Origin of the sequence: Paraflavisolibacter caeni (assembly GCF_025628885.1) — a bacterium.
In the GTDB taxonomy this organism is placed as follows: Bacteria; Bacteroidota; Bacteroidia; order Chitinophagales; family Chitinophagaceae; genus Flavisolibacter; species Flavisolibacter caeni.
The window spans coordinates 1-21,505 of the sequence record NZ_JAOTIF010000048.1 but is presented as its reverse complement, the minus strand read 5'-3'; the positions used below and the strand labels follow the sequence as shown (position 1 = coordinate 21,505).

Here is a 21,505-nt window from a genome sequence, read left to right as displayed (position 1 = left end):
CTGGTGTGGACCGGGCGGATCACGGTGGTGGCGGCCATGATTGTGGCTTTGATCTTTACCTGGGAGGATTTGTTGGGCATTGGCGGAGAAGGGGGCTTTACCTTCATCCAGAAGTATACCGGCTTTATTTCCCCGGGGATTCTGGCCATGTTCCTGTTGGGCATGTTCTGGAAGCGCACTACAGGGGCAGCAGCCGTAGCCGGGGTCTTGACGGGTTTTGGCATGTCGGTGCTGTTCAACAACTATGCCCCCCGTTTGTTTGGTAAGGAGACCTGGCTGTACACGGCCTATGAGTACACCAAGACGGTGGGCGGTGTGGAGCAAAAGATGGTGGAGATTCCCTTTTTGATCTGCATGGGCTGGTCCTTTTTCTTTACGGTGCTGGTGATGGTGTTGTTGAGCCTGTTAGGACCCAAGGACAACCCCAAGGCCATTGCCATTGACAGCTCGATGTTCAAGGTCAAGCCGGCCACCATGGGGCTGATCGTGATGACCCTGATCTTGCTGAGTGCCATTTACATCAAGTTCTGGTAAAAACAATTAAACACAGAATACAACCAAAAAGTCCCGCCTATAAGCGGGACTTTTTTTATGCAGGGAATGATGTATACTGAAGCAACGAAGGATGTCTTCCTTCCTATTCGTTATTTAATAATCACGCTTTTCATCTTTACAGTCAACTCCCGCTCCATTTCTTTTAAATGCATATGAGTCCTGATCAATACTACAAATTCCTCGTTATTGGCCCTTTCCATATCTGTCTGGTTTTGAAGCATCATCTTTTTCACCTTGCGTAATTTTAGGTAATTGACCGCCATTTCCACCTCATCAGAGGTCTTATCCTCCTCGATTTTCAAAAACTTCAAAAGCTGTTCCTGGTTACCCGGCTTTAGTGTATCATAAAATATTTTCGCATCCTGCTGAAATAACTTTTGCTGATAACCTGCTGTATTACTCAAAGCCCTTTTCCAATGCTCACTTTGTTCGAAAGGCACCTGGAGCAATGAAACCGCCAGTGCACTCAAAACTGTATCCGTATTATAAACAAAAAAACTCTTGTCGATAGACTGGTTGGCAGCTAGATGTTCTCGGTAAATATGTATCAGCTTGATAACTGCCTGGTTGTCGATCAGGTCATCTTCAGGAACTTCTGACAGAACATATTGAGCAATTAACAGGTGATCGTCCCATTGCTTATGACCATGCTCTAATAATATTCTCGCCACTTCTCTTTCCTGGAGTTCATCCTTAAACAGCAGGTTGAAAGTATTTTCATCAAAGTTGCTGGCCTCCGCTTTCTGTGCATTTTCTGCATGTATATTGGCTTCATCGAACGGAAGCTTTTGTTCTTGTATAGATATTCGATTGCGGATAAACTTGTTTACAAGGTTGGTAAACCCTGCTTCATCAATCCTGAGCATTTGGGAACACTGCCTGATGTATTCCTGTTGCCGCGTAAAATCCTCTGCCTTATCGATTTTGGAGACGGTTTCTGCTATTTTGTTAACTACTTCTGCTTTACGGGTAGCATCATCGCCGGCATCCTTTAAAGCCACTTCCAGTTGGAAGTAAATAAAGTCTTTTTTATTGTGAAGAATAAAGTTCCTGAACTCATTCATCCCCACTTTACGTACATAGCTATCAGGATCTTCCTTGTCAGGGATCAACACCAGTTTTACATTCAGACTTTCCTCCAGCGCCATATCCAGTCCCCGCAAGGCAGCCTTTACACCTGCAGCATCACCATCATATATGATCGTAAGGTTATTCGTGTACTTTTTAATGAGCCTTAACTGATCCTGAGTAAGAGATGTACCGCCGCTGGCAACAACATTCTCAATCCCTGCCTGGTGCAACGAGATCACATCCGTATAACCCTCAACCAGTAAACACTCATCAGCTTTATCTATTGCATGCCGTGCCTGGTAGGTTCCATAAAGGATCCGGCTTTTGATATAAAGCTCGTTTTCAGGGGTATTGATGTACTTAGGAGCCTTTTCATTATTCTTGATCAACCTGGCCCCAAAACCAATGATCTTTCCACTATTATTATGTATAGGAAATATAATACGATCCCTGTAGTTGTCGACAAACTGGTCATAGCGGTTTACTGTTAATCCAGCCTTTTGCAACAACTCCGGATTGTACTGGTGGGCAATAGCACCTTTGGTAAAGGCATCCCTGCTGTCCGGGGCGTATCCTAATCCAAACTTTTTAATGATATCATCCGTAAAGCCCCTTTCCTTCAAGTAGGCCAAGCCAATATTTTTACCAGCCTCTGTATTCCACAATTGGTCCGCATAAAACTGTTGTGCATACTGGTTGATGATAAACAAACTCTCGGAGACCTGCATTTGTTGCCTTTTCTCCGGTGAGGCCTCAGTCTCTTCAACATCGATATTGTACCTGTTGGCCAGCCACCTTAAAGCCTCCACATATGAAAGCTTTTCATGTTCCATAACGAAGGAAATGGGATTACCACTTTTGCCACATCCGAAACATTTGAAAATTTCCTTCGCAGGAGAAACTGTAAACGACGGTGTTTTCTCATTATGGAAAGGGCACAACCCAAGATAGTTGGAGCCTCTTTTCTTCAACTTCACAAAAGAGCCAACAATGTCCAGAACATCTATTCGACCAAGAATCTGCTGTATCGTATTTTGAGAGATCACAAAAGCGAAATTAAATGGGAACAGCTATCTTTTAAATTTTAAATATTCACTTATTCAATTTCACCAATTGCATTCAGCCACAATCTATCATCCTCTACCCCTTCACAATTCACCATTGACCATTCACTTTAATTTCCCCTCAGCCTTCCATTCCCCAATTTGTCCTTCTAAACAATTTTCCCGTCATTCCTTTCCTGTATTTTGTACCTGATACCTCCCGCTTCATTTTTCCCTTGCAGTAATTCTCTGATAGACTTATAGTAATTTTATAGTACCCCCCTTTCGTATATCCTCCCGACTTGCCACTTACTTCCTACCTACTCCGCCCACCCAACTTCACACCATTAGTTGGATAGTGTATAGATCAAGCACACTTCAAGCATACCTGAAGCACACCTGAAGCATACCTGAAGCACGAAACAGATTTTGCCCCTCCTCTTCACCCTTAACTCATCCCAGAACCATACTTACTCCATAGCTAAGCCGTACCATAGGCGTACTTTAGCTATACTTTAAGCGTACCTAAGCCGATGCTACTTCGACCATCCTTCGATCATCCTTCGACTATCCTTCGACTATGCTTCGATCTGAATTGAGCAAATGCTCACAAAATAAGGGGAAAACAACCTACAGGCAGAACGCCCTGAAAAGCCCAGAACGGAGTCAATGGAACTGGGTCTAAAGGTACAAAACCAACCCCACTTTCAAAGTTTTGACCCCCCTCATTGTATACTTCCCTTTATTCGTCATTCGAATCATTCGCCATCCCCTCCATTCCCCACATTCCTTCCCGTCATCCCCTTTCTCCCATTCGTAATTCGAGCTTGTCCGCCTCTGGCGGATTCGAATTATTCGTCATTCAATAGGCTCAACTCAAATATTTTACTTTAAATTCTCTTAATAATTTCTTCATAATTCGATCAAATGGTGGTACATTTAGGTACCCATACATGTCCTGGGAAGTTTGATAAAATCTCAATTTTTAACCTCTAAAAAACTTTATCCCATGGTTCAGACTGACATCTCACAGCTTTTATCAGAATGCGGCGAATGGCGGCAAATCTTAAGAAACTATCGTGAGGAGTTTCATGAAAATCAAAAAGCTTTGCAAGTCTCCTGCAGAAAATCCTTATCAAAAAATCAACTTCAGGAAGTAGAACACTTCGACAACCAATTCCACATCCAACTCATCAACATCCACGATCTAAAACAAGACATCAAAGGTCACGAACGACAGGTACAATTCGAATCTTCTAAAGACGACAATGTTTCAGACGAATTGTACACAAAGCACGAGAATCTCTTAGATGAGTTTATTCATTTAGAAAATACTCTGCAAGAAATCAGATCGGAATTTCACAACTTTATCAGCGGCACAAACAGCTGATATTTTTTTTTAATAGGCAGTCCTATACAAATCAGTGATGAATGATGAGTGATGAGAATGGTGTTAATCTTCTCATCACTCATTGCTCATTGCTATAATTTATTGTTCACTCACAAACTAACGACAATGCCAGAATTTGATACCTCACATGTCAAAAATGTTGTTTTGCTCGGCCATGCCGGCTGTGGCAAAACCACTCTAGCGGAATGCATGCTCTTTGAAGCAGGACTCATTAACCGCCGCGGGTCGATAGAAGAACGCAACACTATTGGAGATTACCACCAACTGGAACAGGAAAGAGGCAACTCCATCTTCTCTAAATTGATGCACACGAAATGGCGTGGCTATAAAATAAACATCCTGGACACGCCCGGCTATGATGACTTTGTCGGCGAAGTCCTTTCAGCCCTACGCGTTGCTGATACAGGCGTTATGCTTTTGAATGCAACCACGGGTGTAGAAGTAGGAACAGACGTGATCTGGGAATACACGGAAAAGTTTCGCACGCCAATGATCTTTGCAGTCAATAAACTGGATGACGACCATTCAGACTTTGACAAAACAGTCCAGGAAGCAAAGGACCACTTTGGCGGTAAAGTAACAGTAGTTCAATATCCCGTTCAGCAAGGCGCCGGCTTTCATGAAATTGTGGATGTACTGCGCATGGTTATGTATAAATTCAAAGACACAGGTGGCAAGCCTGAAAAACAGCCTATTCCTGCCAGCGAAAAGGACAGAGCAGACCAACTGCATAAAGAACTGGTCGAAGCTGTTGCCAGCAATGACGAATCTTTAATGGAAAAATATTTCGATAAAGGTGAATTGGACGAAGACGAATTAAAAGAGGGCATGAGAAAGGCAATGATCAACCACGACCTCTTCCCGTTATTCAGCCTTTCAACATTGAGAAATATGGGTAGCGGCCGCTTAATGGGCTTTATAGACAATGTTTGCCCCAGCGCCAATGAAATGCCACCACAAGTGACCATTAAAGGCGAAAAGCTGCCTTGCGACGCCAACGGGCCGGCATGCATCTTTGTCTATAAAACTATCTCAGAACCACACGTTGGCGACCTTTCCTTCTTTAAGGTCTATTCAGGAACGATTAAAACAGGCATGGAACTGGTAAACGAAACAAATGGTGTGGTAGAAAAGATCAACCAGCTGTTCCTGATGGAAGGCAACAAACGCACTGCTGTCAATGAATTGGTGGCTGGCGATATAGGAGCTACGCTCAAATTAAAAAATACCCACGTTAACAATACCCTACATATTAAGGGCAAAAACTACGAGCTGCCTCCTATCCAATTCCCTTCACCCAATATGACTGTTTCAATTGAACCTGTCAATAAAGGCGAAGAAGAAAAGATGGCCCAGGCAATGCACCAGATAAGAGAAGAAGACCCAACGTTGATCATTGAAGTTTCTTCCGAGTTAAAACAAACATTGGTACACAGCCAGGGAGATATGCACCTCGCAGTAGCAAAATGGAAAATAGAAAACAACCACAAGGTCCTGGTGAAATTTGGCAAACCGCGCATCCCCTATCGTGAAACGATCCGAAAAACTGCTGAAGCCAATTACCGCCACAAAAAGCAATCTGGTGGTGCTGGACAGTTTGGGGAAGTGTTTATACGCATAGAACCTTATTATGACGGCATGCCTGATCCAGCCGGATTAAACGTAAGAGGCAGAGATGTGTTCGATCTGGATTGGGGAGGCAAGCTGGCCTACTACAATTGTATTGTTGGTGGTGCCATCGATGCCCGGTTTATCCCCTCAATCCTGAAAGGTATCATGGAAAAGATGCAGGAAGGTCCACTCACCGGCTCTTACGTTCGCGACGTTCGCGTTTCTATTTACGACGGTAAAATGCACCCTGTTGATTCCAATGATATCTCCTTCAAGATAGCGGGAATCATGGCATTTAAACAGGCATTCAAGCAGGCAGACCCGCAAGTAATGGAACCTGTGTACAAAGTTGAGGTTTTGTGTCCCGAAGACCTTACAGGCGCCATCATGGGCGACTTGCAAAGCCGGCGTGGTATTGTTGAAGGCATGGATACCGAAGGAAACTTCCAAAAGATCATTGCCACAGTGCCTTTGGCCGAACTGCATGACTTTTCATCTTCTTTACGATCTATTAGCCAGGGAAGAGCAAAGTTTTCTATGAAATTCGATAGCTATGCTCCGCTCTCTTTCGAGTTACAGAAAAAACTGGTAGACGAATACCATAAAACAGAGACCGAAGTGGTTGCATAACAACCTTTCGATTGGTGATCAATAAAAGCAATGATTGAAAACGGGCATTTTCATCATTGCTTTTTTGTTTCTGTACGTTTTTGCCCATTTATTTAAACCCATAATTCCCTACCGGTTCCTAAAACCAATTCTTATTATCTACCCCAATTTCCCAGCCTAACCTATCTTAAATTGGCAAAATCTTACTCTTTTCAGCGCAAAAACTCCTTTCAACCCCCAAATTATTAATCTTCTGGCCGATGAATAAAGCTCTTTCACCGTCATTTTCTGCCAAAAAAGCGTAAGTATTGGAGTAAGTTAAACCTTTGTACATAACTTGGTGTCATAAGATTAAGAAACGACAATAACCAATAAAAAACCTTTTCCTTATGCACGCCTATTTCCGTAACCATCAGTTGTACCTGGCAGAAAAACACGAGTGGCTGGACAGACATGTTACTAAAACCAGCAAAAGAGCTTTATTGAAAATTGAAAGCTATAAGTTAATTGCTCAATCCGGTGAAAACGACGAACAAACCAAGTTGGTAGAAAAGTTAGTAAAAGACTCTCTTTTAACTCCAATCTCCAATCGTGCAGTTTTACGCAAGGAAGGGTTCTACGTATCCAACTTATATAATTAATAATTTTCCCATACTTTTTTGAAAGCAGGCTATTACAGCCTGCTTTTTTATTTTCTTCGTTGAAGCAAATGCTTTAAAATCCAACCTCCTTCACCTCTCCTGCTACTGTATGGCTGGCGCCGAATGTAAAACCTAGCATCTTTGCTATTGTTTGTGCATATTGTTTTTGATATAACTGCATGCTCTCTTTCACCTCCCCTTTTGAACTAAAACCTGGAGCCAAAACTGCTAACCATATTTCGCTAGCTCCTGTTACCTCACTTCCATGATCTGTCCACTGAGATTTGTTCTTATCACCGCGACCATGATCTGTTGTGATGAGCAAAGCTGTCTTGTTTTTATACTTAGGGTGATTTTGTACATAAGTCCATATTTCTGAAATCCATTGGTCTACCTGTTTTGCGGCATCCAGGTAAAACCGGTATTCGCCAGCATGTGCCCATTCATCCGTTTCTCCATAACCAATAAACAATACTTTAGGCTCATTCGTCTTCAAGTATTCCAAAGCAGCATAATGTGTAAATACATCCAAACACTCGTCCTTATGCCAGGGCTTGAAAGAATTACTTAACAACTTATTTAACAGCTTTTGTTGGACTGTTACCTTCCCTGGGAAAGTATCGAATGCAGCAAATACAGGGAAACCACAGCGGGGTTCATTGAATATGCGGTTAAATGCCTCCCAGGCACCAAAGGCAGCAACTTTACCTTTGTAGCCAGGTTGTTTGTTCAAAAATTCAAGAACAGTGGTCAGGTGATTATTTGGATAACTATTGGCATTAATTTTTTCATCAGGATAACCTGTAAAGATCTCACTGTAACCGGGATAGGAAAACCAGTATGGATTGGCATTATCTACCTTATTTCCATAAATGCGATTACCATATAACTGCCCCTTTTGAGCTATTGTCGTCCAGGTAAATGGCATTAGCTTTTTACGTCTTTCCTCTACATTGCTATCCCAGTAGTTTTTATAGATATAGGTACTGTCACCCTGGTTATACCGTTTATTATTGGCTATGGCAGTGTCCATACCCATAAAGACTTCCTGCCATCGAAATCCGTCTGTAGTAACAATAATGATGTTTTCAATTTTTCCCTGGGCATTTGTAAGTGTACTAAAGAAGAAAAATAACCAATTAAGAATTATGAACTGTTTCATATATGCTTTTGCCAACGTTGAAGTAAAGAAATATTTCCCATTCCATCCGCCTCACTTAACGAAAAATATTCATCATGCACACCTTGGGTCAAACCAGGAGTCTATGCTTCTGCTTTCACAAGGTATTTTTCATCTATTCGAATGGCCGCGATATGAAATTTCACCCAGTAAAGATTGGCCTTTTGTTCTTTAGATTTTTCAACGTCAAGGTTTTGAATAACGCCCAGTTCCTTGTTTGCAATGATTCGTTCAAATAAGTGGTGATTTGATTTGACAGTTTGATCCTCTAATATTGATGGATCGACAGTTACTAAGTCTTTCTCTTGCATGGCGCGAAGGTATGCATAATAAAAAAAGCTCCACTGGAAAGTGGAACTTTGCATTTTTATGTAATTGTAAAACTATCTGATGAAGTGAAAAGTAATAAATAATCATCAGAAGTGCAATAGGATTATTCATTGGGAAAATAATTAATTGTGATCAACAGACCCAACAACGCTGCTTATGCGTATCTAAATCCACAAGTACCAAACGATCTCAGGATATCTAGTCCCACCTGATTGATTTTTACCCAATAGATCCAAACCTTTTAAAACCGCGCTCTTCTGTTATGGTTAGTATGCCATGGATAAATTTTACAGCATGAATTAGATACATCTTAAAGATTTTTTGCTTTTGGATTCTTAAAAATTCATAAGATGGAATGAAACTTGCCTATAAAGGTTTTATTGCCAGGAATCATAAAATGGAAATCCGTATGAATTAATAAATATGAAGATTAGATTGGAAAAAGTTGTCTATGGAAAACTGGCGTACCCACCGTGACAACCCTATGCAACCCTATAATGTTCGACAGCAGCGGTAAGAGACAAACCTCTTTACCGCTGTTATTTATTAAAAAAAGAACTTTTCATATTCTTACCGATAAGCGTAAGTGATTGCAATACGCTCAACAATACAAATAATATATATTTAATATTACTTTTTTTACTTTGGTCAGACTTTTGTCTATTTTATTTATGATTTTAATGTTCGATCTTTACAAAATAAATATCTAATACAGTAGAAAACGTTTATTCTGTATACACGTCGTTCTAGCTCACCTGTTATGTAGAACCATACCCAATCATCCTACAAAAGATCTTCACGTTACCCACTTGCCTAAGAAAAGCTTCTAATTAAATATCCCTGTTAAGCCTTTTGCATTGATGGGCATTCGTAATGCCTGCATTATAACTATTGTATTAAACCCGAGTTATGAAAATAGCATATTTCGCAACCCTATTAATACTATTATTGATAGTTGGTTCTTGTCAAAAGGAAGAAGTTTTATCTGAACCTTCAGATTTTAGCTCAGCGAGCTACCAGACTTTAGGAACATATGACACTACAGGCAAACCGAATTATCTATTACCTAAGGATAACGTGTCATCGGGGATGATATCCTACGTTAAATCAACGCTAATAGAAAAGTCTGATTTAAGTAAAACAAACCCGGAATTGCTTACAGCCAGTGTAAATACAGACATTGTGCTTACTACACCTTCTGATGTCCTGATCACTTTTGTTTATCAGAATACCGCTTATCCCAACACACTTGCATTCTACACTTATCCTACTAATTCTCCGCCTACCAGTGCAAAAGATGTAAAAACAATCACTTATATTTTTCCTAACTCAGGAATAGGAACGCCATTACGGGCTGGAGATAAAGTGAAAATAGGAAGGTTTGAAGCGGGGACTTCAATTGGTTTTGTTATGATGAAGGGCGCCTGGGATCCTACCACTAAAATCATTGACAATAAAGCAGAACATTATTGTTCAACCGATATATTAAATCCTGAGCTAGATCCTAAATTAAAGAAACATGCTGTAATTATTAATTATAGCTCAGAGAATAAATCATTAATAGGCTTTGAAAATACAAACAGAACCAGCGAAAAATGTGATAATGATTTTAACGATGTTGTCTTCTATACAACGCTTACAAATTAGTCTTAAAAAGTAAACCATTGAATTGAACCTGATTGCCCGGCTTTTTGGTTAACAGCCACAGAGTTTCAGAAGTTTTATAGCTATCTGATTATATTCACTCACTTCACATGGTTTTGTAATCATTTCAACGCCTTTGGTTAAGAAGAATAATTTGTCAATTAAGCTAGCGGAAGTGGTGAAGATGATTACAGGTATGGAAGCCAAATCCCTGTCTTGTTGTATTTTCAAAACAGTTTGTCTACCATCCATTTTTGGCATATTAACATCCAGGATAATAAGACTTGGCAGACGCCCTTCTTTCATTTCCTGAAGCATTTGTAAAGCTTCAAAGCCATTACTGGCACGCATTAACTCATAACTATAACCCATAGCAGTCAGTGCTTCACCCATCAAAAACTGGTCATCTTCATCATCATCCACTAAAAGAATCGGAAAGCATTGCTTTTCTATACTTTTGACTATCATATTTATAATAAGTACTTCTTGGTTAATCCCAACATTTCAATGCTTGAAACCCACTGTTCATTGCAATAAGTTTTAGGAAATCAATTATTGCATACAGCTTACATATGTATTCAGTGAACTCTGATTAGTGAGCAGCCATTAAAAGGATCATGGAAATTATAATTTGTGCATGCCTGATATAGCTTGCCTGCTTGAATAAAAAAGAAGTAGATATAAGCATAGTTAATTGGTTGCAGAGCAGTTTGAAATTGCGGCTAAATTAAACAACAAATTCGGAAATAGGTAATATATTGCTTTGCGGACCTGTTATAAATCCCCTTTACTATATTAAATCAATAAACTAATTGCCCGACCTTAACCATGAAGAAGACAGTTTTATCAGTTTTGCTCCTGAACTCTTTTGCAGCTTTGGCACAGCAAACAGACTCCACCCGATACCTCTTATATGATACCGTAACGATATCTGCACTGCGGAGGCAATTGTATCAAAATACTCCTTTTACCATACAGCAGGTAAATCAATGGCAATGGCAGCTAACTCCTCGCCCCCTGCTTATGAACCAGCTTTCCCGTCTACCATCGGTTAGCGCTATTACCTCAGGTAACAGTATTCAAAAGCCTGTAATTCGAGGGCTTTCTTTCAACCATATTCAACTCTTTGCTCAAGGTACACGAATAGAAAACCAAACCTGGGACGACCGGCACGATATCGGCATTTCGGAGAATGGTTTTGACAGGGTAGAAATCATTAGCGGGCCAGCTGCCCTGCTTTATGGGCCCAATGCAATGGGAGGAGCCATTGTGTTTGCTGAACAGCCCTCCGGAATAAACGAAAAAGCTAATGGATACGTACAAATGGGTTATTTCAACAACAGCCAGGGCGGCAACTTATCTGCTGGTGTAAGACAGGGAAAGGAACACCTCTATTATTCGCTGCATACTTATAGCCCCATCGGAGGCTAGTGTAGGAAGATATCGCATCTACTTCTGGCAACAACATGATGCCCGGATTACGGGCATAGAAACAGATCTGACATTGCATCCGCAAGCACTGAACTGGCTGGAAGCTTTTGTAAAAGCCGGATGGATGAGAGGCAAACTGACTAACGGGTCTGGAAACCTGCCTTACATTTCACCCGCCAAGCTTAAAACCGGCTTTACTCTGAAAAAAGAGACCCTTGGCAAATGGGAAAAATCATATGTCACAGTTGAAGTCTTTGCCAATAGTGCCCAAAACCGGGTGGCAGCATATGAATCTTCCACACCGGGCTTTATACTAACTGATATTTTTGTGGGAACAATACCGCCACTGGGAAAGAACAGTCGCTGGAAAGTGACTGCATTTTGCACTAACCTCTTCAATGTTTCTTACTACAATCATTTATCGCTGATCAAAACCATTGGAGTGCGGGAACCAGGCCGTAATATTGGCCTCCAATGGCGATATGAATGGTGATCATAGTATGTTATAAAAAAGGAAACCTGGTTATATAGGGTCATGTGATTCCCCGGATGTTCCTCAGGATTTATCCCTTCTCTTTTGCTGTTGAGTTTTAATTGCAAGATAGATGTCATCCAATAAATCCTGGTCATTGAAGTCGCCGCTACAGTGCCGCCCCTGCTTTTTGAAACTGACTTTGTGTGGTGGCTCTTGTTTCTGGTCGCCATTGTATTTCAAAAGACCCGCTTCATAAGTTCCATTTTCTGTCTCTGATACAGTGTAGTACGTCAGAGCCCCATGATATAATACTACAACTGTACACTCCATGTTTTCATAATTTGTATTAAAACGCCCAAAGACTATGCCTAATAACCAATAAAATTCACATCTTTTTGGCATCTCATCCACAAGATTATAAATAAAAAGAATGTGGATAAAACTGCACTTTTGCCTATTTTGTTGAGAAAATGGTTTTACCATCACCTTTAACCAATCAATAATGAGAACAGTTATCATTACAGGCGCAAATGGCAATTTAGGAACGGCCGTCACCCAAACATTTTTAAAGAAAGGCTATAGAGTGATCGCCACGGTTTCAAAAGAAGCATCCAAAAAAGAATTACCTGCCCATGACCAACTCTTTGTGGAAACGGTAGACCTGACCAATGAGCAGCAAACCACAGCTTTTGTAGCAAAAACCATAGCCACCCATCAAAAGATAGACGCCGCCTTGCTATTGGTGGGAGGCTTTGCCATGGGTAAGGTGGCTGAAACGACAGGGACTGACCTCAAAAAACAGATGGCCCTCAACTTTGAAACGGCTTATTATGTGGCCCGTCCCTTATTGCAACACATGGAGGAACAAAACTATGGCCGCCTGGTATTCATTGGCTCCCGTCCTGCCTTGAAACCTGCTGACGGGAAAAACATGGTGGCCTATGCCTTCAGTAAATCTTTGTTGTTCCAATTAGCAGAATTCATAAATGCAGAAATGAAGGGGAAGGATATTGTGGCCACCGTGGCCGTACCCAGCACACTGGATACAGAGATCAACAGAAAGAGTATGCCTCAAGCTAACCCCGCAGATTGGGTAAAGCCAGAAGCCCTGGCAGAAATATTGGAATTTACATGCTCAGATGCAGCTTCACCATTAAGGGAAACCGTATTGAAAGTGTACAACAATGCTTAAAATCTATAATGCAACATGCTTTTTAGAACTATCGTTCAAGTACAGTTGGCGGGCGGTTAGTCTATATAGATTGGGGAAAATTGGAGGAAATCAGGAAAGAAAACTTCCGCCCTGATGCAATGACAATACTGGAATATGGTTCAAACATACTAATTCTTTTGAATGACTTTGCTGAAAGAAATGGTGCCAAATACCATGTCTTGCAGGAACCACAATCAATATGTCAATATTGTTTTCGTCTATAAAATTATCAATTGCAGCAGCTACATTTTCATACGCTGGCTCATAGTATGAGGGAGAAAGATCTGCTAAACTTTGCAGAAGATCATTCTTCCTTTCAATAGATGATTCATCAATGATCTCGGTTGAGATAGCAACATGTATGATATGCAGTTTTGCTTTGGTGAACTGGGTAAAGTTCCTGATCATTGAAACAGGAAATTGGATGTTCTTTCGGCAATAATCACAAGCAAAAGCAATATTTTGAATTGAACGGAAATTTACACTTGCAGGAATTACAAGGACGGGGGTTTCCAAATCAATAAAAGAATCAACAATATTCACGCCCCAGGAAAGCAAATTATCAAAATCGCCATCTGAACCCATTACGATCATTGCAGTTTCATCTTCTAAAGCCTTAGCACGCAACTCCTCCATGAAAGCGCCGCTCACCATCTCTGATTGTATATTGATCTCAGGATAATTTAATCTTACCCATTCGTATTCTCTTTGCAGCAGCAGCTGGTCATCTGCAATGGTCTCGCCAATTGAAGCAAGTGCCAATCCATCATAACTTAGTGATCCCGGAAAGTTAAAAATATTCAGCAGTAATACATTTGTGTTTGAATTACGAAGAAATGCACAAGTATAATCCAACGCATTTCGGGATGAGTCGGAAAAGTTGGTAACTACAATTACTTTAGCCATATAATATTTTTAGCAATTACTGCTTGTTTCTCTTTTTCCAGTCTGCACGTTTCATTAAATTATCGCGTCTCATAGCTTGATCAATGGGCTGCATCCGCCATACTTACTTTTGACTTAGACCTCTTGATGAAAATCAATACCAGTGGCACACAGACCAGAAACATGATCCCTATGTATAAAAATATATCCATGTAGGAAAGTATCGTTGCTTGTACACTGACAGAGCCATCCAGCATCTGGTGAGCACTTTTTAACGCAACATTCGGCGCCATACCTTTGGCCTGCATTCCAGCGGCGATCCGTCTTACCCTATCCTGAACTGCAGGATCATAAATATCCAGATTACGAACCAAATTACTTCTGTGGCCCACAATATCCCTTGATAGAAAGGTAGAAATCAATGCCACGCCGAAAGAACCACCCAGTTGCCTCATCATACCTGAGAATGCGGCACCCTGGGCAATTTCTGGCCCTTTTAAAGTAGAAAGAGACATTGTTGAAATAGGCACAGACAAGAAGCCCAACCCCAAACCTCGAACCATCAATGCCCAGAAGAAATTATCAGCACTCGTTTGCGGTGTTATAATCTTATAACTCATCAAGCTGTATATAAAGAAGACGATCATACCCAGTGCGATCAGATACTTTTGAGATACACCACGTTGTATCAACTGTCCCACTATCGGCATCATAAAGGCTACCATCAAGGTACTTGGGACCATTAGCATTCCAGATTGCTGCGCGTTCCATCCTAAAATACTTTGTGTGTATAGCGGGATGATGAACGTAGAGCCAAATAATCCAAAGCCCTGTATGAAAGAAAGTAGCACCCCCATGCGCAGGTTACTATTTTTTAACACCCGTAGCTCAACAATTGGATATTTGTATACCAATTCGCGCCAAATAAAAAGATAGAATCCAAGAAAGGCGATAACCGATAATGCAATGATTAGTTTGCTGCTAAACCAGTCATCCTCCTGTCCTTTTTCGAGAATATATTGTAATGAGCCCACAGCCACCGTCAGCAACATGATACCCAACCAGTCTACCTCACTTGCGGGGCGCTTTTCGCCATATTTAGGACTTCGTACAAATTGAAGTGTCAACAGAGCAGCAATGATCCCTACTGGTATATTGATATAAAAGATATAAGGCCACGAAAAGTTATCGACGATGTACCCCCCAAGCGGTGGCCCCAATGTAGGACCTATAATCACCCCTAACACATAGATCGCCTGGGCCATAGCTCTTTTTTCTGGCGGGTAACTTTCCGTAATGATTGTTTGAGAAGTCACCAATAAAGCACCTCCACCCAAACCCTGGATAAACCGGAATAAGATCAACTCGCCGATGTTGGTGGAATTACCACACAAAAAAGATGCAACTGTAAATATGATTATCGACGCAGCAAAATAGTTGCGCCTTCCAAATTGCTGCGACAACCAACTTGTCATCGGAACAATAATCACGTTGGCAATGGAATAAGCAGTAATTACCCAGCTCACTTCGTTTAAAGTTGCGCCAAGGCTTCCACGCATATTATTCAGCGCCACATTGACAATGGTTGTATCAATGATCTCCAGCAATGCGCAAAACACTGCTGTAATGGTTATAATTACCCGCCTTGAACCATATTCAACTAAAGAGATCGGTTGTTCCATACTCTACTTAATAACTGCCAATAAAAAATATATCAAAAAGTTTCTAGTCCAGGTGCACATCTACATATGCATTCATGCCAGCTTTTAGTTGCTTCACCAACGGATCTTGTCTGTTGGTAAATTCAATTCTTACAGGTAAGCGCTGCACCACCTTTACGAAGTTCCCGCTTGCATTATCTGGAGGAAGCAATGCGAAACTGGAACCTGTAGCCGGTGAAAAAGATGCCACACGTGCATCAAAGTCATGACCAGGGAAAGCATCAATAGAGATGGTTACTTTTTGTCCTGGTTTTAGGTCATCGAACTGGGTTTCTTTGAAGTTTGCCACCACCCAGATATCATTGTCCTGTACGATACTGAATGTTGCCTGTCCAGCCTGGAGGAACTGGCCTGCCTGTACGTTTACTTTTGAAGTGACACCATCTGCCGGTGCTGTAACAACAGTATATGAGAGATTCAATTTTGCATCTTCAACATCCACCTGTCGTTGTTTGATGGTAGCGTTTACTACTCCAATCTGTGTAGAGGTTGCACTGCTTTGTGACGAAACCGCATTGGTCTGCCTGGAAGCTTGCATCTTCTGCTCCTGTAGCACCTGCAGTTGTTTTTCTGCTGTTTCTTTTGCAGCCAAAGCCTGTTCATATTGTTGCTGTGTAATAGAATGATCTTTGATCAAATTGGCATACCTGTTAAAATCCTGCGTAGCCCTCCACAGGTTCACTTTTGCGGTTTCGATCTGTGCGTTGATCGCTCTTACAGATGCTTCAGAAGTAGCGACATTTGCCTCTGCCGCGTTGGTGGTTGCTTTAGCTGTAGAAAGGTTACTCTCAGCTGTTGCCAGCGCAGCTTCGGCCTGTTTCAGTTTGATCCTTAAGTCACGATCATCCAGAAGCAATAAAGTATCACCCTTTTTTACCTTCTGGTTATCTTTTACTCTAACTTCAGTAACGTACCCAGGTATTTTAGGTATTACAGGGTTAATATTTGCTGCTACCTGAGCATCATCCGTTTCTTCATGGTGCAGCGCATGGATGTATTTACTGATACCAAACCAGCCACCAACAATGAGCAATAAAATGAGTACAATCAGAAATACCTTACTTCTTTTTTTAGGCGAGGCTTCAGTGCTTTTGATTTGTGTAGTTGCCATAATCTAATGTTATCCTTGAATCAATTGTTTTGTTTTATTGGTTGAGCAATCCTGCTTTTTGAAGGAGCGTTTGATAAGTGAGTACCAGATCTGCTTTCGCAAAAGTGAGATTCATCTTTGCCCGCAATTGGGCTACATCCGCATCCAGCAAATCTGTAAGTGTAAGCAGGTTATTGTTGTATTTATTCTTGTTGATCCTGTAGTTTTCAGTTGCCTGTTCCAGTGCCTTATTATAGACTTCTATCTTTTTGAGGCCGGACAAATAATCCTGGTATGCCTTATTTATGGATAGGTGGATCTGGTCATTGAGCATGGCTTCATTAGCTTCCAACTGATGCACTCTTGCTTTAGCCTGCTGAACTTTTGAACTTGTTTTCCAAAGAGAAGACACACTGTATTTGACGCCAACACCGATATTCAATGCATTGGAAACAACTAAGAATTTAGGGATATCTGCAGCAATATAGCCGCCAGTTAAGGCAACGCCCGGATAATAATCGCCTTTAGCAACTTTAACATTGGTGTTTGCAGCTTTCAGTCTGTAATCCATAGCTTTAACGTCGCTCCTGTTCTGACTGGCGAGTTGTTCGTATTCTTCAATTGTTTTGATCTCACCGGGCTTACGCAAGCTATTTGAATCAAGATTGAGTATAGTAGATTCAGGAAGCCCCAGCATCAGGTTCATATTTACCATTGCCAGTTTAATATCATTTTCAGCATCTACTAAAACCAATTCCTGATTCGACGTTTCCAGTTGTGCTTTCAACAGGTCATTTCTTGCCAGCAACCCATTTTTTTCCAGGTTGCTGAAATCTGTATCTCTCTGTCTTGACTGAACCAGATTTTCTTCTACGAGTTTTGCAGCGGCATTCGCTTTATACAAATTTATATAAGCGGCAATTGTATTCAATATTATTCCCTGCCTGTCATTTTCTTCATCCATCCTGACTGCCTCTTCCAAAAACTTAGCAGATTCAATACCATATGTAATTTTTAATCCACTATAAATGGGCAATGATAAATTTGCCATGCCATAAATTACCTGGGAAACATGTGCGGGCGCTATTGAATTGCTGTCTCTTGCATTCGATGCCGTTTTCATATCAATTGCAGGACTGCTTAACCGCATGTAAGCTCCGCTCATGATAGCATCAGGAAGCCTTCTCTCCATTGCCTCTTTTGTTGCAGCTATGGCTTCCTCTATTCGGGCCTTGCCTAACCTCAAATGCTTGCTGTTTTTAATGCTCAGTTCTATGGCTTCATCAAGAGCGAGTGTTTTGCTTTGCTGAGCCTGACTCGCCAATACCATAATTAAAAATGGCAGTAATGTCATTTTTAATATCAGCTTTTTTCTATCCTTCATACTTCAATTTGCTTTAAACAGATACTTTAATTAAAACTTTTTCTCGCATAAAATTTTATCAAACTGCTCCATTAGAAGCTATTTGATTTTTTCATTTCATCTGACAAGATGTATCGTTAGCTAATAAAGTTTTCCAAGAAGCATGCTAGGAATAAAAGTTTATTCAGCCATAAAACTTTTAATCTGATTTTTCAGGAAAGGGAATACAATTATCTTTTGATATGACTGAACCATATAATGAATAAATATTCACTTTTAAAGTAAAAAAATTATGCTTTTATTCCATCCCAGCACATTTGGAAATTTGTATTCAAGATTTCTGTAGTCAATTTTTTATTAAAATAAATAGTCCTCTTGGCTATTTCATTAACTGTACCAATCAAAAAAGCAATCAACCAAAAGGTATCTATATCTTTAATCAAACGTTCTTCCTTGCCTCTTTTAATAAGATTCATTAAAGGTTCAAACATTTTCTTTAAGGTCTTTCTGGTATCCTCATCAATAAAAGGTGAATGATAACACTGTTCCATAAAAATACTCTCTGTAAATGATGATATGCGGTGCTGGACCATATTTGACCAAATCAAATAGAAGCTCACTTTAAAAGGCGCTTTAGGATCGTAATTTTTGAAATAAACACCTGCAGAATTCTTTACGCATACATGATACAAACTTAAAATGAGCGCCTCTTTATTTTTAAAATAAATATATAATGTTCCGGTAGCAATATTTGCTTCCCTGGCTACGGACTGCATAGTAATTCCTGCAAGCCCATTAGCCTTTACTTGTTTAAGAGTTGCTTGATAAATCTGGTCAATCTTGTTTTCATCTCTAGGTTTCACAATGCAAATTTAAATGAATATTTATTCATTTAATGAATAAATTTTATAACCCAGATGTAATGCATGTATGCATTTCAGCTTGCTATCATTTATATAAAGCACAAATGAATAGGCAGAATCAGTTGATTCCGGCCTATTCAGGTTCTTCTTCATTTTTGGTGGATTTTCGACCAAGAACAATGGGGCTGGGCCATAAAATTTGCATTTTAGGGCTTTAACCTGGGAGCATCTTGGGAGCATCTAGGGAGTATCCAGGGAATGACGAATGATCGAATGGCGAATTACGAATAAAGGGATAGAAGGGTCGGGTTTTTGGGGGAGAAGAGGGAAGAGGGAAGAAAGTATTCTTTTGAGAGGTTTAGGAACGAAGGGGGCATACTGTTGTCCTACTCTAGGTATACTGATGGTATGCTTCAGGTATACTTGATCTACGAAGGATCCCTACTTGAAACCTGAAGGGGGAAGCGGACAAAAGCGGTCATTTCCTGCCATTTCCTGCCAAAACGGCCAACAGGTTTTTGGTTGTGGGTGGGGTGAAGTAGCTTTAGGGTAAATGGATGAGCAATGAAACAGGTCTATATCAATAGTAAAGAAAGGGTGGTGATCAAGGATGGTAAGCAGGTACCTAGGCTCTTGTTAGGGATGATCCGGGGCTCCATTGGGAAGTGCTTTGTGGTGAAGCATTATAGGGGGAACAAGAAAAAGAAGTGGAAAAAAAGGATAGTGATCACCAAGTACCCGAACATGAGTGGGGTGGTAGCCTCTGAAAAGCAGCGGGTAAGGAGGGATTTGTTTAAGGAGGCAGTGGTGTATGCCCAGTGGATCCTCTCGGATCCGGAACGGAAGGAGGCCTTCAGGAAGACACTGCCTAGGAAGAAGAGGAAGCATGTCTACCAGGCAGCTATTCGGTTGTATATGAACATGCAGGGGGATAAGCAGTGGCTGAGGAAGCAATTGGCAGTCAGAGGGATGATGAACAGTGGCAGAAGGGAAATGGCGGATGTGAGGGTGGTGAAGGGTGAATGGATGGTGGGGAATGGGGTTGAGTGGCAGGGTGCGTGGAGGATGATCTGGAGGAAGGAGGAACTAGGGGCTGATTTGGTAATACAGGAAGTGCAAGCTAGGTGTGTAGTGGGATTGCGAATTTAGGGAAGTAAGTATCTGAGGCAGGAAGTGGTTGCGTTTTTATGTTGTCAGATGAGCACTACGGATGGGCTCATGCAGATTGGGCGATAAAAAATCGCGGACCAGTGGTGTTGATATTACGGACCAGTGGTGTTGATATTAAATGACTTCATGTCGTTGAGCTTACCATGAATACTTGCCATGCGGAAGTAATTCACCCATCCCCTGCCTATTTCCTTAAGCTTGCTGAGCACCTGCAAACTACGGAACCTTTTAGCCTTTAGGAAAGCATTCATTTCAGATATTTTTTCCCTGAATGATACTGATAACCTACTTAATCTTCCACCTAAAAGTGAAGAAGGACGCCCCATTTTAATAGCCGTTTAAGGAGATATAGATATAATTATTTATCATCAGGCACCGGAATTAAATGAATATTGGTGGTTACAGAATGAGGTAAATCAGACAAAATAGTCATGATATCAGTAGCAGCCAGATGCAAGTTGTCACTCTCTGCAACAAAACGGATCAAATTATTAGTATCCGGATTGAAATATTTGACAAAGGGCAATTCAACATCCCAATCATGGGGCAGATTCAGAGACCTCTAGTTACAATCATTATAACGGGGATCAATAGTTGTACCTTTTACCCTCCCTGACTTGGAAAAAATATTAAAATTAAAATCTTTTGCAGGGACAACATCATACTATATTAAGATCATTTTAATCACCATATTAAAACAATCATTAAAATAATATCACTAAACATTAAAACAGTAGTTGTTGAAAGAAAAAGTTGCAACTAACTTGCATTGGTTTTTAAAACCATAATCTTCACTTAAAATCTAACGATGCAATTACCTGGTATCAATATAAATACCTCTTGCAGTTTACTAACAATTTAAACCACAATCATTATATCATGAAGTTTTTCATTGACACGGCGAATCTCTCCCAGATAAAAGAAGCCAATGCCTTAGGCATCTTAGATGGCGTAACCACCAATCCTTCGCTGATGGCTAAAGAAGGCATCAAAGGGGAGCAGGCCATCTTACAGCATTATATAACCATCTGCGAACTGGTGGATGGCGACATCTCTGCAGAAGTCTTAGCTACCGATTTTAATGGTATCATTGAAGAAGGTAAAGTCTTAGCCGCTCTTCATCCTAATATCGTAGTCAAAGTGCCCATGATCAAAGACGGCATCAAAGCCATCAAATACTTCAGCGACAACGGCATCAA

At 40.8% G+C, this 21,505-nt stretch carries 20 protein-coding genes and 1 pseudogene; 10 read left to right on the top strand and 11 right to left on the bottom strand.

Annotated elements, in window-relative coordinates:
• Window positions 1-534: pseudogene (locus tag OCK74_RS27080) on the top strand (sodium transporter); the annotation flags it as partial.
• Window positions 535-644: 110 nt separating this feature from the next.
• Here the strand turns inward: OCK74_RS27080 and dnaG are convergent.
• Window positions 645-2,672 carry a DNA primase gene (gene dnaG / locus OCK74_RS27075; protein WP_279300250.1) on the bottom strand — a complete coding sequence of 676 codons (2,028 nt, stop codon included), beginning with the start codon at window positions 2,670-2,672 and terminating at the stop codon, window positions 645-647.
• 1,006 nt (window positions 2,673-3,678) lie between these two features.
• On the opposite strand from dnaG, the gene OCK74_RS27070 reads away from it, so the two are divergent.
• From OCK74_RS27070 to OCK74_RS27060, 3 genes are all read left to right on the top strand, one after another.
• On the top strand, window positions 3,679-4,059 hold the full coding sequence (locus OCK74_RS27070; RefSeq protein WP_279300249.1) for a hypothetical protein: 381 nt from the start codon (window positions 3,679-3,681) through the stop codon (window positions 4,057-4,059).
• Window positions 4,060-4,185: 126 nt separating this feature from the next.
• Window positions 4,186-6,321, top strand: coding sequence for an elongation factor G (locus OCK74_RS27065; RefSeq protein WP_279300248.1), 2,136 nt, complete (start codon window positions 4,186-4,188; stop codon window positions 6,319-6,321).
• A 368-nt stretch (window positions 6,322-6,689) separates the two neighbouring features.
• Entirely contained in the window at window positions 6,690-6,941 is a 252-nt protein-coding gene (locus OCK74_RS27060) for a hypothetical protein (RefSeq protein ID WP_279300247.1), read from the top strand.
• Window positions 6,942-7,014: 73 nt separating this feature from the next.
• Here OCK74_RS27060 and OCK74_RS27055 read toward each other — a convergent pair whose 3' ends face one another.
• Together OCK74_RS27055 and OCK74_RS27050 are read right to left on the bottom strand one after the other, a co-directional pair.
• The gene (locus OCK74_RS27055) at window positions 7,015-8,103 is read right to left on the bottom strand and encodes a hypothetical protein (protein WP_279300246.1); all 1,089 of its coding nucleotides are present in this window, start codon (window positions 8,101-8,103) and stop codon (window positions 7,015-7,017) included.
• Window positions 8,104-8,204: 101 nt separating this feature from the next.
• Window positions 8,205-8,486 (bottom strand): hypothetical protein, encoded by a 282-nt coding sequence (locus OCK74_RS27050; protein ID WP_279300245.1) that lies wholly within the window; start codon window positions 8,484-8,486, stop codon window positions 8,205-8,207.
• A gap of 874 nt (window positions 8,487-9,360) precedes the next feature.
• Between OCK74_RS27050 and OCK74_RS27045 the strand changes: the two genes are divergently transcribed.
• Window positions 9,361-10,098 carry a DUF4114 domain-containing protein gene (locus OCK74_RS27045; RefSeq protein WP_279300244.1) on the top strand — a complete coding sequence of 246 codons (738 nt, stop codon included), beginning with the start codon at window positions 9,361-9,363 and terminating at the stop codon, window positions 10,096-10,098.
• 48 nt (window positions 10,099-10,146) lie between these two features.
• Here the strand turns inward: OCK74_RS27045 and OCK74_RS27040 are convergent, their stop codons facing one another.
• Window positions 10,147-10,563: a response regulator gene (locus tag OCK74_RS27040; RefSeq protein ID WP_279300243.1), complete on the bottom strand. Its 417-nt coding sequence runs from the start codon at window positions 10,561-10,563 to the stop codon at window positions 10,147-10,149.
• A 360-nt stretch (window positions 10,564-10,923) separates the two neighbouring features.
• On the opposite strand from OCK74_RS27040, the gene OCK74_RS27035 reads away from it, so the two are divergent.
• Both OCK74_RS27035 and OCK74_RS27030 read left to right on the top strand, forming a co-directional pair.
• Window positions 10,924-11,526 carry a TonB-dependent receptor gene (locus tag OCK74_RS27035; RefSeq protein ID WP_279300242.1) on the top strand — a complete coding sequence of 201 codons (603 nt, stop codon included), beginning with the start codon at window positions 10,924-10,926 and terminating at the stop codon, window positions 11,524-11,526.
• 73 nt (window positions 11,527-11,599) lie between these two features.
• Entirely contained in the window at window positions 11,600-12,019 is a 420-nt protein-coding gene (locus OCK74_RS27030; protein WP_341483230.1) for a hypothetical protein, read from the top strand.
• 63 nt (window positions 12,020-12,082) lie between these two features.
• Here OCK74_RS27030 and OCK74_RS27025 read toward each other — a convergent pair whose 3' ends face one another.
• Complete coding sequence (locus tag OCK74_RS27025) at window positions 12,083-12,331, bottom strand: hypothetical protein (protein ID WP_279300241.1); 249 nt, start codon at window positions 12,329-12,331, stop codon at window positions 12,083-12,085.
• Between the two features lie 172 nt (window positions 12,332-12,503).
• Between OCK74_RS27025 and OCK74_RS27020 the strand changes: the two genes are divergently transcribed.
• Window positions 12,504-13,193: an SDR family NAD(P)-dependent oxidoreductase gene (locus tag OCK74_RS27020; protein WP_279300240.1), complete on the top strand. Its 690-nt coding sequence runs from the start codon at window positions 12,504-12,506 to the stop codon at window positions 13,191-13,193.
• Between the two features lie 90 nt (window positions 13,194-13,283).
• On the opposite strand, the gene OCK74_RS27015 is transcribed toward OCK74_RS27020, so the two are convergent.
• The 5 genes from OCK74_RS27015 to OCK74_RS26995 form a co-directional block, all read right to left on the bottom strand.
• Entirely contained in the window at window positions 13,284-14,120 is an 837-nt protein-coding gene (locus OCK74_RS27015; protein ID WP_279300239.1) for a universal stress protein, read from the bottom strand.
• Window positions 14,121-14,200: 80 nt separating this feature from the next.
• A complete protein-coding gene (locus OCK74_RS27010; protein ID WP_279300238.1) occupies window positions 14,201-15,781 on the bottom strand; it encodes a DHA2 family efflux MFS transporter permease subunit in 1,581 nt (526 codons plus the stop codon).
• 43 nt (window positions 15,782-15,824) lie between these two features.
• Window positions 15,825-16,931 carry an HlyD family secretion protein gene (locus OCK74_RS27005; protein ID WP_279300237.1) on the bottom strand — a complete coding sequence of 369 codons (1,107 nt, stop codon included), beginning with the start codon at window positions 16,929-16,931 and terminating at the stop codon, window positions 15,825-15,827.
• 34 nt (window positions 16,932-16,965) lie between these two features.
• The gene (locus OCK74_RS27000) at window positions 16,966-18,294 is read right to left on the bottom strand and encodes a TolC family protein (protein WP_279300236.1); all 1,329 of its coding nucleotides are present in this window, start codon (window positions 18,292-18,294) and stop codon (window positions 16,966-16,968) included.
• Between the two features lie 269 nt (window positions 18,295-18,563).
• Window positions 18,564-19,136 (bottom strand): TetR/AcrR family transcriptional regulator, encoded by a 573-nt coding sequence (locus OCK74_RS26995; protein WP_279300235.1) that lies wholly within the window; start codon window positions 19,134-19,136, stop codon window positions 18,564-18,566.
• Between the two features lie 564 nt (window positions 19,137-19,700).
• Between OCK74_RS26995 and OCK74_RS26990 the strand changes: the two genes are divergently transcribed.
• Complete coding sequence (locus tag OCK74_RS26990; protein ID WP_279300234.1) at window positions 19,701-20,285, top strand: hypothetical protein; 585 nt, start codon at window positions 19,701-19,703, stop codon at window positions 20,283-20,285.
• A gap of 113 nt (window positions 20,286-20,398) precedes the next feature.
• Here OCK74_RS26990 and OCK74_RS26985 read toward each other — a convergent pair whose 3' ends face one another.
• Window positions 20,399-20,557: a hypothetical protein gene (locus OCK74_RS26985; RefSeq protein ID WP_341483229.1), complete on the bottom strand. Its 159-nt coding sequence runs from the start codon at window positions 20,555-20,557 to the stop codon at window positions 20,399-20,401.
• 628 nt (window positions 20,558-21,185) lie between these two features.
• Between OCK74_RS26985 and OCK74_RS26980 the strand changes: the two genes are divergently transcribed.
• Window positions 21,186-21,505, top strand: a 320-nt coding sequence (locus OCK74_RS26980; protein WP_279300232.1) for a transaldolase family protein, incomplete at its 3' end; no start/stop codon positions are given.

Bases quoted from the DNA above. Each gene is read 5' to 3' on its own strand.
- OCK74_RS27070 (WP_279300249.1), top strand. From the start codon at position 3,679: ATGGTTCAGACTGACATCTCACAGCTTTTATCAGAATGCGGCGAATGG.
- OCK74_RS27065 (WP_279300248.1), top strand. From the start codon at position 4,186: ATGCCAGAATTTGATACCTCACATGTCAAAAATGTTGTTTTGCTCGGC.
- OCK74_RS27060 (WP_279300247.1), top strand. From the start codon at position 6,690: ATGCACGCCTATTTCCGTAACCATCAGTTGTACCTGGCAGAAAAACAC.
- OCK74_RS27055 (WP_279300246.1), bottom strand. From the start codon at position 8,103: ATGAAACAGTTCATAATTCTTAATTGGTTATTTTTCTTCTTTAGTACA.
- OCK74_RS27050 (WP_279300245.1), bottom strand. From the start codon at position 8,486: ATGCAAAGTTCCACTTTCCAGTGGAGCTTTTTTTATTATGCATACCTT.
- OCK74_RS27045 (WP_279300244.1), top strand. From the start codon at position 9,361: ATGAAAATAGCATATTTCGCAACCCTATTAATACTATTATTGATAGTT.
- OCK74_RS27040 (WP_279300243.1), bottom strand. From the start codon at position 10,563: ATGATAGTCAAAAGTATAGAAAAGCAATGCTTTCCGATTCTTTTAGTG.
- OCK74_RS27035 (WP_279300242.1), top strand. From the start codon at position 10,924: ATGAAGAAGACAGTTTTATCAGTTTTGCTCCTGAACTCTTTTGCAGCT.
- OCK74_RS27025 (WP_279300241.1), bottom strand. From the start codon at position 12,331: ATGGAGTGTACAGTTGTAGTATTATATCATGGGGCTCTGACGTACTAC.
- OCK74_RS27020 (WP_279300240.1), top strand. From the start codon at position 12,504: ATGAGAACAGTTATCATTACAGGCGCAAATGGCAATTTAGGAACGGCC.
- OCK74_RS27015 (WP_279300239.1), bottom strand. From the start codon at position 14,120: ATGGCTAAAGTAATTGTAGTTACCAACTTTTCCGACTCATCCCGAAAT.
- OCK74_RS27010 (WP_279300238.1), bottom strand. From the start codon at position 15,781: ATGGAACAACCGATCTCTTTAGTTGAATATGGTTCAAGGCGGGTAATT.
- OCK74_RS27005 (WP_279300237.1), bottom strand. From the start codon at position 16,931: ATGGCAACTACACAAATCAAAAGCACTGAAGCCTCGCCTAAAAAAAGA.
- OCK74_RS27000 (WP_279300236.1), bottom strand. From the start codon at position 18,294: ATGAAGGATAGAAAAAAGCTGATATTAAAAATGACATTACTGCCATTT.
- OCK74_RS26990 (WP_279300234.1), top strand. From the start codon at position 19,701: ATGAAACAGGTCTATATCAATAGTAAAGAAAGGGTGGTGATCAAGGAT.
- OCK74_RS26985 (WP_341483229.1), bottom strand. From the start codon at position 20,557: ATGAATGCTTTCCTAAAGGCTAAAAGGTTCCGTAGTTTGCAGGTGCTC.